We start from the raw sequence: 15,057 nt of genomic DNA on the forward strand, positions 1-15,057 counted from the left end.
TTCAGAAGTCAGACGCCGGCGTCGAAGACGCGGCGGGGGTTTGTCACCATGAGTGTGTCCAGCGCCTCGGCGGGCAGGCCGTGGCGCGAAAGGCGGGGCAGAAAATGCTTCGTCACGAAGGCGTAGCCATTGCCGCCGTAGCGGGTCAGCATCATCTTCACGAAGACGTCGTGCGACAGCAGGATACGGTCGAGAAACCCGGCCTCGACCAGGGTCAGGATCGCCCGGGCGACCTCGTCGTCCGAAGGGCATTGCACCCCCTGATCGGCGTAGAAGTAATCCATGCCGATCATGTCGAATTCCACGAAGGCGCCGCGCTGCGCGAGGGTCGCCTGATAGACCGGATCGCTGTGCGAGGGGTTCATGTGGCACAGCACCGTGTGCCGCAGGTCCGCCCCCTCTTCCTCGACGATGTCCAGCACGCGATGCCCCAGCCGGAACCAGCCCGGCAGGTGCACCATCAGCGGCAGACCGGTGCGGACCTGTGCCCGCGCCGCACCGCGCAGGGATTTCTCTTCCTCGGCGGTAAAATCCGAGGACACCCCGATCTCGCCGATCAGGCCGATCTTTGCATCGGTGCCGTCGACGCCTTCCAGCGCCTCTGCAACGATCTGGTCGGCGATGGCGTCCACCGACAGCCGCCCGACCTCTTCCGGCATGGAAGAGGCAAGGTAGTAGCCCGCCCCCATCACCACCTGCACGCCGGTCTCTGCCGTGATGCGGCGCAGCTTGACCGGGTCGCGCCCGATGCCGCGGCAGGTGGGGTCGACGATGCTTTGCCCGCCGACCGCCGCGAAGCGGCGCACTTCCTCGATGGTCAGATCGAGGTCGTCAAGCGCGATATTGTGCTTGTTGACGAAGGGATCCTGACGCAGCTCGGACAGCAGCTCGATGCTGACCGGCGCGTCGACCAGATACTGCCGCGCCGGATCGGTCGGAGGGTTCCACCAGCAACTGCAATCGTTCTGCAGGTGCTCGTGCATCAGCGTGTGTCCCAGCTGGGCCGCGGGGATCGGCCCGGTGACGGTCATCACCCGGCCAGAGTTCACATGGCAGGAGGACAGCTCACTCATGCCGCCACCTTCTTCTTGCCGAAACGCCATTTCCGGTCGAACAGCCGCGCGTTCATCCAGATCGCGACAAGGATGATCGTGCCGGTGACGATCTGCGTGAAGAACGGCGAGATATGCATCAGGATCAACCCGTTGCCGATCACGGCAATGGTCATGGTGCCCAGCACCGTGCCCAGCATCGAGGCCTTGCCGCCCATCAGCGAGGTGCCGCCCAGAACGACCGCCGCGATGACCTGCAGCTCGAACCCCTGCGCCGCGTTCGACGACCCCGACCCAAGCCGCGACGCGATCAGGATGCCCGCAACGGCACAGGCCAGCCCCGACACCATGTAGACCGAGGCCAGCACCCGCTTGGCCGGCATGCCCACGCGCCGCGCCGCCTCGATGTTCGATCCCACCGCGATCACCTGGCGGCCGTATTGCGTCCGCAGCATCACGACGAAGCCCAGCACCGCGACAAGGATTGCGATCAGCGCCGGCACCGGGAAGCCCGCGATCTCGCCGCGGCCCAGCCAGAAGAAGCCCTCGGCGTCGCGGATCGGGATCGAGTAGCCTTCGGTCATGTACAGCGCCGCGCCGCGCAGGATCGACAGGCCCGCCAGCGTCACGATGAAGGCGGGGATGCCCTGGTAGGCCACGAACCAGCCCTGCACGCCGCCGATCACGGCCCCCAGCACCAGCATCAGCACGATGGCCAGCGGCCAGGGCAATCCGGCAGCGATGACGATGGCGGCGGCGGCATTGATCAGCGCCACCATGGACCCCACCGACAGGTCGATGCCCGCAGTGGTGATGACCAGCGTCATGGCCACGGCGACCACAAGGATCGGCGCCGCCTGCCGCAGGACGTTCAACAGGTTGCCCGGCATCAGGAAGGTCGAGGTCATCGACCCGAAGAACACCATGCAGATCACGAAAAACAGCGCGATGGACAGCACCTGCGCGTGTTCGCCCACGAAATCGGCGAGCTTCGAGCCCGCCTGCCGTTCGGTATATGCCACCATCAGTGACCCCCTTTGCCGACGATCAGGTCGACCAGTTCCTGCAGGTCTGTCTTGTCGATGTCGCGCTCGGCGACCTTCGTGCCCTCGTACATGACGGCGACGCGGTCGCAGACGCGGAACAGGTCCTGCATCCGGTGGGTGATCAGCACCACGGCGGCGCCGGTGGCCTTCACCCGGTTGATGAGTTCGAGAACCGCCTCGACCTCTGCCACGGCAAGCGCCGAGGTCGGCTCGTCCATGATCAGCACCTTGGGCCTGAAGCTGGCGGCGCGGGCGATGGCGATGGCCTGCCGCTGTCCGCCGGACAGCTTCTCGACCTTGGCGGTCAGGCGCGGGATGCGGATTTCCAGCGCCGCCAGCATCCGTTCCGCCTCTGCCAGCATGCGCGTCTGATCGAGGAAGGGACCCCGTTTCAGCTCGCGGCCAAGGAAGAGGTTGCCGACCACATCGACATGATCGCACAGCGACAGGTCCTGATAGACCATCTCGATCTGCAGGTCGCGGGCCTCTGACGGGGTGCCGAAGCGGACCGGCTTGCCGTCCATGGTGATCTGGCCCTCGTCCGGGATGTAGGTGCCGGACATGACCTTCGACAGGGTGGATTTCCCGGCAGCGTTGTCCCCGATCAGGCCAAGGCATTCGCCGGGCCGGATATCCAGATCGACCCCCCGCAGCGCCTGATGAGAGCCGAAGGTCTTGTGGATGTTGCGCAGGGACAGAATGGCGGGGACAGAGGGGGGAAGATCCCCCCTCGCCTCTTCGCGGATGTCGGCCAGCATCATTCGAACAGCGACCGGAAGTCGTCCACGTTCTCCGGGGTGACGATGGTCACCGGCACAGAGATTTCGCTGTCCACCGTCTCGCCCGCGTGCAGCGCGATCAGCGCCTCGACGGCGGCGGCGCCCATGCCCGCCGGATCCTGCTGGATCACCGCCTTCACGTAACCGTCGTCGATGCCGTCGATGGCCTGCGCCGTCAGATCCCAGCCAAAGACCGAAAGCGCGTCCTGCTTGCCCTGCGAGGAGACGGCGGCAATCGCGCCCATCAGGGCAGGCTCGCCGGTGGCATAGATCGCCGTCAGGTCGGGATTGGCGGTGATCAGGTTCTCTGCCGCGGCCAGGGCCACGTCCTGGACGTTCTGGCCATCAACCGTGCCCGCGACGGTGACGCTGTCGCCGTCCAGCGCCTCTTCGAAGCCATCCTTGCGGACGTTCTGGATGTAAGAGTTCAGCGCGCCCACGATGCCAAGCTTGGAGGCCCCGGTCGTGTTCTCGTTGTAGAAGGCGGCAAGGTCCGCACCCGCCTTGGCATTGTCGACGCCGATCTGCGCCTTCTGCGGGCCGCCCTCGGGCAGGATCGCGTCGATGGCGACAACGGGAATGCCCGCGGCGTCGGCCTGCTCGACCGCCGGCATGATGCCGTTCACGTCGATGGCCACCACCGCCAGTCCGGCCACGCCTTCCTGGATATAGGTCTCGATGGCGCTGTTCTGGGCGGCGGAATCGTTGTTGGCGTTGAAGATCACCAGGTTCACGCCCGCGGCCTCTGCCGCTTCCTGCGCGCCGCGGTTCATCTCGTTGAAGAACAGCGCCTGCTGGTTGATCTGCACAAGGGCAAAGGTGGGGGTTTCCTGCGCCAGCGCGGTGCTGGCGAGAAGACATGCGGCAACACCCGCGCCAAAGGCGCGCCGGGTCGGTTTCATCGTCATTTTCAGTACCTCTGTGTGTTGGAACTCGGTTTCAGTCAGAGAGCAGTCCTGGCAGGCGGCCCGACAGAGGCGCGTTCCACCAGGGTGACGGGCAAGAGCTCCTCTTGCGGAAGCTTCGTGCCTTCGGAGAGTGCGGGAGGATCGAGCAGCAGGCACAGCGCCCGCCTGCCCAGATCCCGCACCGGCTGACGCACCGCCGTGACGGCAGGCGCGAACAGATGCAGGGGGCCGACATCGTCGAACCCCACGACAGAGAGGTCTTCGGGGACCGAGACGCCGGTCGCCTGAAGGACCTCGTAGAGGCCGATGACCAGCTCGTCAGAGCTGGCGAAGATCGCGGTCGGGCGGTTGTCGCGCGGACGGGCGACAAATTCGCGCGCCGCCGCGCGCCCGGCGTCGAAGGTATAGGCACCGGTGGCCCGCTCTATCATGCAGTCGGGGCCGCCGACCTCGGCCATGCCGGCGGCGAAACCGCCAAAGCGGCGCTGGCCGGAAATCATCTCGTCCACGCCGCCGATGAACAGCACATGCCGGTGACCCGCCTGCGCAAGGTGACGCCCCGCCAGCCGCCCGCCCTCGTAGTTGTCGCAGAACAGCTTGGGCACCTGCGCGCCGACCACGTCCTCGTCCACCACCACACAGGGGCCCGCGCCATTGATCCGCTCGGCCAGGGCCGGGTCGCCCTGGTGGTTGGTGATGAAGATCAGCCCGTCCGCATGGCCCTGCCGAACGAGGTCGATATAGGAAAACTCGCGGTCGCGCCGGTTCAGCGTGGCGTGCAGCGCCAGCGCCTTGCCGCGCGCATCGGCCTCTTCCTCGACCGCCGCCACAAGGGTGGCAAAGAAGGGCGTCGCGATGTCGGGCACGATCAGGCCGATGGTATCGGTGCGCCCGAGGCTGAGCCGCCGGGCGTGGGGATTGGGCTTGTAGTTCAGCGCGCGGATCGCACCGTTGATCTGCTCGGCGGTCTTCGCGGGCAGATCGAGCGACCCGTTCAGGAAGCGGGACACGGTTGTCTTCGAGACGCCTGCCGCCTTTGCAACATCCTGAAGGTTCGCCATACGCCCATCCCATCTGCGCGATCACAGGCGGCCAATCCGCCTGTAAATCGGTTTAGTAAACTGGTTTACATGAACCTTGGCCGCGAATCCGTGAGTCTGTAAAGAGGAAATTCTCGTTGCGGGCGGGTATTTTTGCGGGGCGCCGAAATTTGGTGCGAAGGATCGCGGACCCGCAACGCGCGATGCACTGCGGTCGCGCAAAGCCGTGACGCCCCGCGCAGGCGCCTTTTTCCACGGCTTATCTTATGCCGTCCGATCCCGGGTGCGGCGGCCAACAGGGCCGCGACACGCGGGCGGCCCGGATGTCAGGTATTCAGGTCGCCCCGGCGCGCAGCGGCAGGGAGGGGCTGCCCCGCCCTATTCCGCCATGTGGCAGGCCACCCGGGTCTGCCCGAGGCGGCGCATCTCGGGTCGGGTCGTCTTGCAGACCGCCTGCGCGATGGGGCAGCGCGGGTGAAAGGCGCAGCCCGGTGGCGGATTGATCGGGTCGGGGATCTCGCCCTCGGGCGGCTGCACCTCGCGACCAAAGCCATCCATGCGCGGCGCGGCCTCCAGCAGCATCTGCGTGTAGGGGTGCTTCGGATCGTCGAAAAGCGCCTCGGGCGCGGCCTCTTCCACCAGCCGGCCGAGGTAGAGCACGCCGATGCGATCCGCCATGTGGCGCACCACCGTCAGGTCGTGGCTGATGAAGACATAGGTCAGGCCGAACTGGTCCTTGAGGTCGCTCATCAGGTTCAGCACCTGCGCCTGCACCGAGACATCCAGCGCCGAGGTCGGCTCGTCGCAGACGATCAGCCGCGGGTCAGAGGCCAGCGCCCGCGCGATGCAGATGCGCTGACGCTGCCCGCCCGAGAACTCATGCGGGAACTTGCCCGCGTCCTTGACCGACAGGCCGACCTGTTCCAGCAGTTTCTCGGCCAGCCCCTCGGTCTTGCCGCCGCGCGCGGCGACCGGTTCGGCGATGATGTCGCGCACCCGCCAGCGCGGGTTGAGCGAGGCATAGGGGTCCTGAAAGATCATCTGGATGTCGGCCCGGACCTTCGCGACCTTGGCCGCGTCGGTTTCGCGCGCAAGATCCACACCCTCGATCTGAACCGTGCCGTCCGAAGGCCGCAGAAGCCCCACCAGCATCTTGCCGATCGTGGATTTGCCCGATCCGCTTTCGCCGACCAGCGCATAGGTCGTGCGTTCCGGGACTTCGAAATCGACCTCTGACACGGCGGTCAGATAGGCCTTGGGGCGCCGTTCCAGCACGCGGTTCAGCCAGGGTTTCGAGACGTCGAAGACGCGGCTGAGAGTATCGACCTTGACCAGTGCCATTACAGGGCCTCTTCTTGGGCGTCTTGTGTCAGGGGGTGCCAGCAGGCGGCCTTGCCGTCCTGCACCTTCGGCGGGGGTGGCTGACGGCAAAGGTCCGTGGCGCGGGGGCAGCGCGGGTGAAAGGCGCAGCCGTCCGGCACCGCGTCCAGCCGGGGCATGGCGCCGGGGATCTGGTGCAGCCGCACCTTGCCCGCCGAGGCCAGCGGCGTCGAGGCCATGAGCCCGTGGGTATAGGGGTGCTGTGGCCGGGTCAGCACATCGCGCACCGGCCCCAGCTCTGCCAGCCGCCCGGCATACATCACCGCGACGCGGTCGGTGGCCTCGGCGATCACACCCATGTCGTGGGTGATCAACATGACCGCCGTGCCGCGCTCGCGGCAAAGCCGCTTGAGCAGGGCGATGATCTGCGCCTGAACGCTGACGTCCAGCGCCGTGGTGGGCTCGTCGGCGATGATGAGGCTCGGCTCGGCGCATAGCGCCAAGGCGATCACCACGCGCTGGCGCATCCCGCCCGAGAACTCGTGCGGATAGCTGTCCACCCGTTCGGCGGCGCCGGGGATGCCCACCTCTTGCAGGGCGGTGACGGCGCGGGCGCGGGCCTCGCGCTCACCGATCTTCAGGTGGGTCAGCATGGTCTCGACCAGCTGGTCGCCGATCCGCAACAGCGGGTTCAGAGAGGTCAGCGGGTCCTGAAAGACCATGCCGATCTCCTTGCCGCGCAGGCGGCGCATGGCCTCGCCCTTCAGCTGGTCGATGCGGCTGCCGTTCAGCCAGATCTCGCCGCCGGCGATATGGGCCGGCGGGTTCAGCAGATCGATGACGGCATTGCCCGCCATCGACTTGCCCGCGCCGCTTTCGCCCACGACGCCAAGGATCTCGCCGCGCGCAATGTCGTAGCTGACGTCCTCCACCGGGCGCAGGATGCCGTGCCGGGTCGGGATCTCGACGGTGAGGTTGCGGATGGAAAGGACGGTGTCAGACATGCTGTTCCCTCCGGCTTGGACCCGCGCTCGGAGCGCGCAAGTGCCATGCCCGACCTCGGGACGGCAGCGCCACCGAGCGTGGTCGTTGGGGCGCAGAGACCCCGGCGCCGCGTGCGGGGCGGTCGTTGCTGAATGCCCTCCCGTCACGCCAAATGCGTGCCGCCGACAATCGGCGCCCCTCTGGGGCGACGGGGAGGTCGGGCATGGCGCATGCGCGCCGGGGCGGTACGGTTGCGGGGATCGTCATCAGCGCAGCCTCGGGTTCAGGGCGTCGCGCAGCCAGTCGCCCAGCAGGTTCACCGACAGGGCCAGCGCCAGCAGCGTGCAGGCCGGGAAGAACAGGATCCACCACTCACCCGAGAACAGGAACCCCTGCCCGATGCGGATCAGCGTGCCCAGCGAGGGCTGCGTGGGCGGCGCGCCGACGCCGAGAAACGAAAGCGTCGCCTCGGCGATGATCGCCAGCGCCAGCGAGATGGTCGCGATCACCAGCACCGGCGACAGCACGTTGGGCAGGATGTGCCGCAGCATGATGGCCCCGGGCCTGCGCCCGATCAGACGGGCGGCGGCGACGTATTCCTTGTTCTTCTCGACCAGCGTGGCGCCCCTGACGACGCGGGCGAATTGCACCCAGTCGCTGAGGCCGATGGCGAGGATCAGCACCCAGATCGCCATCTGGTCGCGGTACTCGACCGGGGTCACCCCCTTGGCCACGCCGAAGATCAGCATCGCCACCAGGATCGAGGGAAAGGTCAGCTGCACGTCGGCGATGCGCATGATGATCGTTTCCAGCCAGCCGCCGACATAGCCCGAGATCAGCCCCAGCGTGATCCCCAGCACCATGGCGAAGGCCACCGCAGAGACCCCCACGAAAAGCGAGATCCGCATGCCGTAGAGGATCGTCGAGAAGACGTCGCGCCCCTGATCGTCGGTGCCCATCAGGAAGGTATCGCCGGTGAAGGCATTGGGCGCCCCCGGCGGCGTGAAGCCGTTCATCAGGTTCAGCGAGGCCGGATCGAAGGGGTTGCTGGGCGCGATCCACGGCGCCAGCAGCGCCGAGAGCAGCAGCAGCAGAACCACCAGCGCCGAGACCACGGCCACCGGAGAGCGGCGGAAGCTGTAGAAGACATCGCTTTCCAGCGCCAGGCGCAGGCGCGACTTGTTCACGGCGACGGGCATGTCAGAGGGGGTGTCCGGGCGGGTCTCGGTCATGTCAGTGCCCTCCCGAGCGGTCGGCGCGCAGGCGCGGGTCGATGAAGAAATACAGGATGTCCACCAAGAGGTTGATGGCCACGAACATCACCGAGATCAGCATCAGGTAGGCGGCCATCACGGGGATGTCGACGAACTGGATCGCATTGATGAACAGCAGGCCCACGCCGGGCCACTGGAACACCGTTTCGGTGATGATGGCGAAGGCGATGATAGCGCCCAGTTGCAGGCCGATGACGGTGATCACCGGCACCATGGTGTTCTTCAGCGCGTGGCGGAAATTCACCGCACGCTCGCGCAACCCGCGCGCGCGGGCAAAGCGGATGTAGTCCTGCCGCAGCACTTCCAGCATCTCGGAGCGCACCAGCCGCATGATCAGCGTCATCTGATACAGCCCCAGCGTGATCGAGGGCAGGATCAGCGCCTTCAGCCCGCTGGTCGTGAGAAAGCCGGTGGTCCAGCCGCCAAGGTCCACCACCGCGCCCCGCCCGAAGCTTGGCAGCCAGCCCAGCTCGACCGAGAAGACGTAGATCAGCAGGATGCCGATCAGGAAGGTCGGCAGCGATACCCCGATCAAGGAGCCGGACATGATCACGCTGGCCAGCACGCCGTCGCGGCGGATCGCGGTGAAGACGCCAAGGGCGATGCCGAAGACGATGGCCAGAACGCTGGACACCAGCGCAAGCTCCAGCGTGGCGGGGGCGCGTTCCAGCAGAATCTCGGTCACCGGGCGGCCCTGCCGGTAGCTGACGCCAAAGTTGCCCTGCGCGGCCTCTTGCAGGAACTTGAAGTACTGCACCACGAAGGGTTGATCCAGACCGAGGCGCTCGCGCAGGCGGGCGATGTCCTCGGCGGTGCGCTCCTGCCCCAGCATGTTGTCGATCGGATCGCCGACAAAGGTGAACATGGAAAAGGCGACGAGGCCCGTGACCAGCAGCACCAGGATCGACTGCCCCAGTCGCCGGATGATGAATGCGAGCATCCTGCCCCCGTTGTTTGGGTCGGGGGCGCACCGGGGCGACCCCTGCCTGTCTTCAGTTAACCGTCACCCAGCGCAGGATGAAGAAATCGTCCGGGCGCTGCGTCAGGTCGATGTTCGCGCGCGTGCCCCAGACCAGGGGCTGCACGTAAAGCGGCACATAGGCCTGCTCGTCGGCCATGATCTGCGCGACCTCGTCCAGCATCGCCTGCCGCGCATCCGCGTCCAGTTCCGACTGGATCAACGGCAGCAATTCGTCGATGCGGGCGTTGGAGTAGCCGCCGAAATTCCAGCTGCCCAGCTTCTTCTCCTCGTTCTCGGTGGCGACGAGGAAGCGGATCGGGTGCTCGGCGTCGAAGGTGCCCGGCGACCAGCCCAGCAGGAACAGGTCGAAGTTGTCGGACCGCAGCTCCGGCCAGTAGTTATTGACCGGCATCGCGTCCAGCGTGGCGCGCATCCCGGCCTGGGCCAGCATGCCCGTCACCGCCTGACAGACCGCCTCGTCGTTGAGGTAACGGTCATTCGGGCACTTCAGACCGAAGGTGAAGCCCTCGGGATATCCCGCCTCGGCCAGAAGCGCCCTGGCCTGTTCGGGATCGTAGGCGGGCGCCTCGGGCAGCGCCTCGGAATAGCCGTGCATCGCGGACGAGACGAGCTGGTTCACCGGCTCGGCATTGCCGCGCATGGTGGTCTGCAGGATCGCCGGCACGTTGATCGCATGGGCCACGGCGCGGCGAACCCGCGGGTCGGCAAAGGGGTTTTCGCCCTGCACGTCCGAGGAATACTTCAGCGCCTCGGCGTCATGCGGAAAGCCCAGCATGATCACGCGCGCCTCGATCCCCTGCACGACCTTCACGTCGGGATTTTGCGCCAGCGGCGCGACGTCCTGGATCGGCACGGGGTTGATGAAATCCACGTCGCCGGACAAAAGCGCCGCCAGCGCCGTCGCCGGGTTCTGGATCGGTGTCAGCTCGGCGCGGGTGATGTTGTGCCCGGCCTCGTCCCACCATGCCTCGAAGGGTTCAAGCACCGTGCGCAGGCCCGGCTCTCGCGCGGTGACGCGGAAGGCGCCGGTGCCGTTTGTGTTCAGCGTGGCGAAGTTGCCGCTTTCCTTGTCCGGGCGATCGGCGTCGTTGGCCTCGGCCCAGCCGCTGTCCATGATCATCCAGTTGGCGATGGACGAGGGGAACAGAGGGTTGGGCGCCGAGGTCATGAAATCCACGGTGTAATCGTCCACCACCACCACGTCCGAGACCGGGGCGAACCAGCTTGCGGTATCCGCTTCGGGGCTGGAGGCGCGCTGGTAGGAAAACAGCACGTCTTCGGCGGTGAAGGCGGCGCCGTCGTGGAAGGTCACGCCTTCGCGCAGGGTGAACCGCCAGCCTTCGCCCGCGCCGATGGGTTCCCACGCCGTGGCCAGCGCGGGTTCGACGTCCATGTCCTTGCCGCGCCGCACGAGACCTTCGTAGACGTTGTTCAGAAAGCCCAGCACCGGGGTCGAGTTGACCGCGTGCGGGTCCATCGACTGCGGGTCTGTGGTGACGGCCCAGCGGAACTCTTCCGCATGGGCGGCAGAGGCACAGGCGGCGGCCAGCGCGGCCGAAAGCAGGATGTGTCGCATGATGGTTCCTTCCCCCGGGGGGCGCGCCGATCTGCAACGGCGCGGCCTTCACCGGTCGAGTAGAACACGAATCCCCGCGCGCCACCAAGACGCGCGGGGAAGCGCGATCAGTTCACGGTGAAGTATTTCACCTTGGGCTGATCCTCGGGGTCGACCTCGATCCCGAACTTCTCGGACATGCCCCAGTTCAGCACCTGATGGTGGATCGGTATGTACAGCGCCTCGTCCTGGACGATCCGCCAGATCGCGGCGATCTCGGCGTCGCGGGCTTCGAGATCGGTGTTCGAGGCCAGCGCCTTGATGCGGGCATCGAGATCGTCGTTGTCGTAGCCGGTGGCGTTCCACGTGCCGATGTCGCTTTCACGACCGTGCACGAGGAAGTTGAAGACATATTCGGAATCGTAGGTCGGCACACCCCAGCCCAGCATGTAGAAATCGGTTCCGCCGTCCGAAATCAGCGGGAAGTGCTGCGCCTTGGGCTTGGCGTCGAGGTTCACGGTGACGCCGATCTGGCCCAGCATCCCGACGGCGGCCTGACAGATCGCCTCGTCGTTGATGTAGCGGTCGTTCGGGCAGTCCAGCCGGATCGAGAAACCGTCCGCGTAGCCCGCCTCTTCCATCAGTGCCTTGGCGCCCGCGACGTCGGTCACGCTTTCGGCGTCCATCTCGGCGGTCCAGCCGTTGACGAAGGGCGGCGCGATCATGCCCGCCGGGATCGACTGGCCGCGCATCACGACCTGCTGGATCGCATCGCGGTTGATCGCCATGGACATGGCCTTGCGCACGCGCACATCCGCCAGCGGGTTCTTGCCCTCGACATTGTCGCCCTCGATGTCCTCGGGCCCCATGTGCAGGCCAAAGAAGATCACCCGGTTCTGCGGCGCCTGCTTGACGGTCAGCCCATCGCCGTTCTCGACCCGTTCGAGATCCTGCACCGGCATGTCCTGAAGGAAATCGATCTCACCCGACAGCATCGCGGCGACGCGGGTCGCGGGGTTCTGGATCGGGGTATAGACGATTTCGGTCACCTCCATCGGGAACTGGTCGCGGCCCCAGTATTCCTCGTTGATGGTCATGACGGTGCGCACGTCGGGCTCGCGGCTTTGCAGCTTGTAGGGGCCGGTGCCATTGGTATTCGTGGTGGCATAGGTGATCTCGCCGCCCTCGAAATCCTGCACCTCGGCGGTGTCATTGGCCTCGGCCCAGCCCTTGTCCATGATGAAGAGGTTGGTCAGGTTCGCCGGCAGGATCGGGTTCGGCCCGTTGGTGACCATCTCGACTGTGTAGTCGTCCACCGCGCGGACCTCGGTGATCGAGTTGATCAGCTCTTTCATGTCCGAGTTCGGCTGCATGGCGCGCTCGAAGCTGAAGACCACGTCCTCGGCGGTGAACTCCGCCCCGTCGTGGAATTTGACGCCCTCGCGGAGGTTGAAGACCCAGACGGTCGGATCGTCTTCCTTGGGCGCCCAGTCGGTGGCAAGCGCGGGCTCGAAGGCGCCGGTCACGTCACGGATGATCAGCGGCTCGTACATCTGGTGGCGGATGGTGTGGGTCGGGCCCTCGTTCTGGGCATGCGGGTCCAGCGTCAGCGCGTCCCCGGCGCGCGCCCAGCGAAGCGTTTCGGCACTCAGCGGCACCGTGGTCGCCATCAGCGCCCCGATCATGGAAAGGGCAAAGGTCTTTTTCATGGTGGTCTCCCTGTCGGACATTCTCCGTCTCTGCCTGCAAGTGTTCGTTTTTTTGGGTAGCCTTGACAAGAGCAAGCGGCCATGACGCCACGGCGCGCCGTGGCCCGGGCCGCCAACCGGAAGCGGCAGATTGCGCCAGAGGTCCATCCGCATCGTCGCGCTGGACGCCCCGGCACGGACCCTCGGCCTCGCCTTTCCCCCGGACAGGACCATCGACGCGCCGCTTCTTCACCGGACCGTCGCGGCATCCCGGCACTCTCGCGCCGGGCCCGGGCACCACGGGTCGCAACAGCAGCCGCGCTGAAAATGTTTCACATCCGGATGAGACTCTGCCTATACCTGTTGCATGAGCAAAGTCACCGCAAAGGACGTCGCCGAACGCGCCGGAGTTTCACCGTCGGCGGTGTCGCGCGCCTTTCGCGGAACCGGGCCGATCACCGAGGACAAGCGCCGCGCGATCTTTGCCGCAGCGTCCGATCTTGGCTACATCAGCCCCGTCGACCGGGTGCTTTCGGCGCAGGCCACGGATACCATCGCCATGGTCGTCAGCGAGATGCAGAACCCCTTCTACCCCGCCGCCGTCGATGAATTGACGCGGCTGCTGCCCGCGCGCGGGCTGAAGGCCATCGTGCATGTGGTCCCCGCTGCCGAGGATGCCGACGCGATCATCCGGCAGGTGCTCGACTACCGGACAGAGGGTGTCATCCTCACCAGTTCCACCATGACCTCTGGTCTTGCGCGGGCCTGCCGCAAGAACGGGCTTCCGGCTGTTCTGCTGAACAGGGTGCAGTCCGATAATCGCATGATGGCAGTGTGTTGCGACAACTATAGCGGCGCGCAGCGGATCGCGGAACGCTTCCTTGACGGCGGGCGGCAGCGCATCGCCTTCATGGGTGGCCGGCGCGACACCTCGACCCATCTGGAACGGATGCGCGGGTTCCGCGACCGGCTGGAGGACGCCGGGCGCGGCATGGAATTGCAGTTCGACGGCGCCTTCGACTACCGCAAGGCCTTTGCCGCCGCGCGCGAGATGCTGGCCCTGCGCCCGCTGCCCGACGCGGTCTTCTGCGCCAATGACATCATGGCCATCGCCACGCTGGACGCCGCCCGGATCGACGGCATCCGGGTGCCCGACGACCTCGCCGTGATCGGCTTTGACGATATCCCCATGGCGGCATGGGAATCCTATCGCCTGACCACCGTGCGCCAGCCGCTGCGCCGGATGCTGGGGCTGGCGGTCGATATCCTCGTGGCCTCGGACGGGACGGAGACAGAGGGCGACATCCGCATTCTGGCCGGAAAGATGATGGAGCGTGACAGCGGATAGTGAAATAATTTCACTATGGTCGGAAACTCTTACACCGCGCGCCCGACTCATGCTTCCCCTTTCGCCAGTCCCCCGATCCGTCGGGCGGTTGATATCCAAGGGAGGAAGATCATGAAATTCCGTTGCCTCGCGGCGACGGCGATCCTGTCGCTGTCCGCCATCGCCACCACCCTGCCCGCGCAGGCCGAGACCCGCCTCGCCTTCGGTGCGACCAACTCGCAAAGCGCCCATTACGCCTATTTCGCCGGGCTCGCGCAGATCGTGAACGGCGCCTTTCCCGACAGCTATCAGGCCTCGGTGGTCGAGACCGGCGCAACCGTCGACAACCTCAAGCGGATGGCGCGCGGCCAGCTGGATATCGGGCTGATCACCACCTCGACGCTCTATCAGGCCTATTCCGGCGTGAAGTCCTTTGACGGGCGCCCGGTCGAATCGAAGCTGCTCTGGGCCTATTCGCTGGCCCCGCAGAACGTCGTCGTGCGCCGCGATTCCGGCATCACGGAGCTCGCCGCCCTCGACGGGCAGAAGTTCGGCCCCGGGATGCGCGGCTCTTCGACCGAAGCGACCTCGCAGGAGGTCTTCGACCTGCTTCAGATCACGCCCGACTGGGTGCGCGGCACCAATGCCGAACAGGCCAATGCGATCAAGGACGACCGCTCGGAAGGCTTCATCAAAAGCGCCGTGGGCACCAGCTTCGACGCGCTGACCACCGACATCGCCGCCTTCACGCCGCTTCAGGTGCTGGGCTTGTCGGACGCGCAAGAGGCCAGGATCCGCGCCGAACTGCCCGAGCTGTCGATCGTCGAGATGCCCGGCGGCGAGATGGAGAACTCCGGCCCCTACACCGCTTGGGGCTTCATGATCGGCGTCTCGGCGCGCCCCGATCTCGACGAGCAGACCGCCTATGACATCACCAAGGCGGCGATGGAAAACATGGCCCAGCAAGAGGCGGCCTTCCCGGCGGTCAAGGGCCTGAACCTGCCCGAGCTGACGCTGCAATACGCCACCAGCCCGCTGCACCCGGGCGCGATCCGCTACTACGAGGAAATCGGCCTGACCGTGCCGGACAACCTCCGCTGAA

Annotated in this window: 13 protein-coding genes; 2 read left to right on the forward strand and 11 right to left on the reverse strand. The window is 66.3% G+C overall.

What is annotated here, in order from left to right:
- Window positions 1-8 precede the first annotated feature (8 nt).
- The 11 genes from ACN5KJ_RS17835 to ACN5KJ_RS17885 form a co-directional block, all read right to left on the reverse strand.
- Window positions 9-1,073: a phosphotriesterase family protein gene (locus ACN5KJ_RS17835; RefSeq protein WP_418595270.1), complete on the reverse strand. Its 1,065-nt coding sequence runs from the start codon at window positions 1,071-1,073 to the stop codon at window positions 9-11.
- Window positions 1,070-2,077 (reverse strand): ABC transporter permease, encoded by a 1,008-nt coding sequence (locus ACN5KJ_RS17840; RefSeq protein ID WP_206563652.1) that lies wholly within the window; start codon window positions 2,075-2,077, stop codon window positions 1,070-1,072. The genes ACN5KJ_RS17835 and ACN5KJ_RS17840 overlap by 4 nt, the downstream gene beginning before the upstream one ends.
- On the reverse strand, window positions 2,077-2,859 hold the full coding sequence (locus ACN5KJ_RS17845) for an ATP-binding cassette domain-containing protein (protein WP_418595271.1): 783 nt from the start codon (window positions 2,857-2,859) through the stop codon (window positions 2,077-2,079). Before ACN5KJ_RS17845 ends, ACN5KJ_RS17840 begins: the two co-directional genes overlap by 1 nt.
- The gene (locus tag ACN5KJ_RS17850) at window positions 2,856-3,785 is read right to left on the reverse strand and encodes a substrate-binding domain-containing protein (protein ID WP_418595272.1); all 930 of its coding nucleotides are present in this window, start codon (window positions 3,783-3,785) and stop codon (window positions 2,856-2,858) included. The genes ACN5KJ_RS17845 and ACN5KJ_RS17850 overlap by 4 nt, the downstream gene beginning before the upstream one ends.
- 35 nt (window positions 3,786-3,820) lie before the next feature.
- Complete coding sequence (locus ACN5KJ_RS17855; RefSeq protein ID WP_347168417.1) at window positions 3,821-4,846, reverse strand: LacI family DNA-binding transcriptional regulator; 1,026 nt, start codon at window positions 4,844-4,846, stop codon at window positions 3,821-3,823.
- A gap of 357 nt (window positions 4,847-5,203) precedes the next feature.
- Entirely contained in the window at window positions 5,204-6,166 is a 963-nt protein-coding gene (locus ACN5KJ_RS17860) for an ABC transporter ATP-binding protein (RefSeq protein ID WP_418595273.1), read from the reverse strand.
- Window positions 6,166-7,149 (reverse strand): ABC transporter ATP-binding protein, encoded by a 984-nt coding sequence (locus ACN5KJ_RS17865; RefSeq protein WP_418595274.1) that lies wholly within the window; start codon window positions 7,147-7,149, stop codon window positions 6,166-6,168. The genes ACN5KJ_RS17860 and ACN5KJ_RS17865 overlap by 1 nt, the downstream gene beginning before the upstream one ends.
- A 246-nt stretch (window positions 7,150-7,395) precedes the next feature.
- Window positions 7,396-8,361: an ABC transporter permease gene (locus ACN5KJ_RS17870; RefSeq protein ID WP_418595275.1), complete on the reverse strand. Its 966-nt coding sequence runs from the start codon at window positions 8,359-8,361 to the stop codon at window positions 7,396-7,398.
- A gap of 1 nt (window position 8,362) precedes the next feature.
- Complete coding sequence (locus tag ACN5KJ_RS17875; RefSeq protein ID WP_347168421.1) at window positions 8,363-9,343, reverse strand: ABC transporter permease; 981 nt, start codon at window positions 9,341-9,343, stop codon at window positions 8,363-8,365.
- 52 nt (window positions 9,344-9,395) lie between these two features.
- Entirely contained in the window at window positions 9,396-10,961 is a 1,566-nt protein-coding gene (locus ACN5KJ_RS17880) for an ABC transporter substrate-binding protein (protein ID WP_418595276.1), read from the reverse strand.
- 107 nt (window positions 10,962-11,068) lie between these two features.
- A complete protein-coding gene (locus tag ACN5KJ_RS17885; RefSeq protein WP_418595277.1) occupies window positions 11,069-12,649 on the reverse strand; it encodes an ABC transporter substrate-binding protein in 1,581 nt (526 codons plus the stop codon).
- Window positions 12,650-12,995: 346 nt separating this feature from the next.
- Here ACN5KJ_RS17885 and ACN5KJ_RS17890 point away from each other — a divergent pair, with 346 nt between their 5' ends.
- Together ACN5KJ_RS17890 and ACN5KJ_RS17895 are read left to right on the forward strand one after the other, a co-directional pair.
- Window positions 12,996-13,976: a LacI family DNA-binding transcriptional regulator gene (locus tag ACN5KJ_RS17890; RefSeq protein ID WP_418595278.1), complete on the forward strand. Its 981-nt coding sequence runs from the start codon at window positions 12,996-12,998 to the stop codon at window positions 13,974-13,976.
- A gap of 111 nt (window positions 13,977-14,087) precedes the next feature.
- Window positions 14,088-15,056, forward strand: a complete 969-nt coding sequence (locus ACN5KJ_RS17895) for a TAXI family TRAP transporter solute-binding subunit (RefSeq protein ID WP_418595279.1) — start codon at window positions 14,088-14,090, stop codon at window positions 15,054-15,056.
- Window position 15,057 lies beyond the last annotated feature (1 nt).

The organism is Ponticoccus sp. (in: a-proteobacteria) (assembly GCF_048381735.1).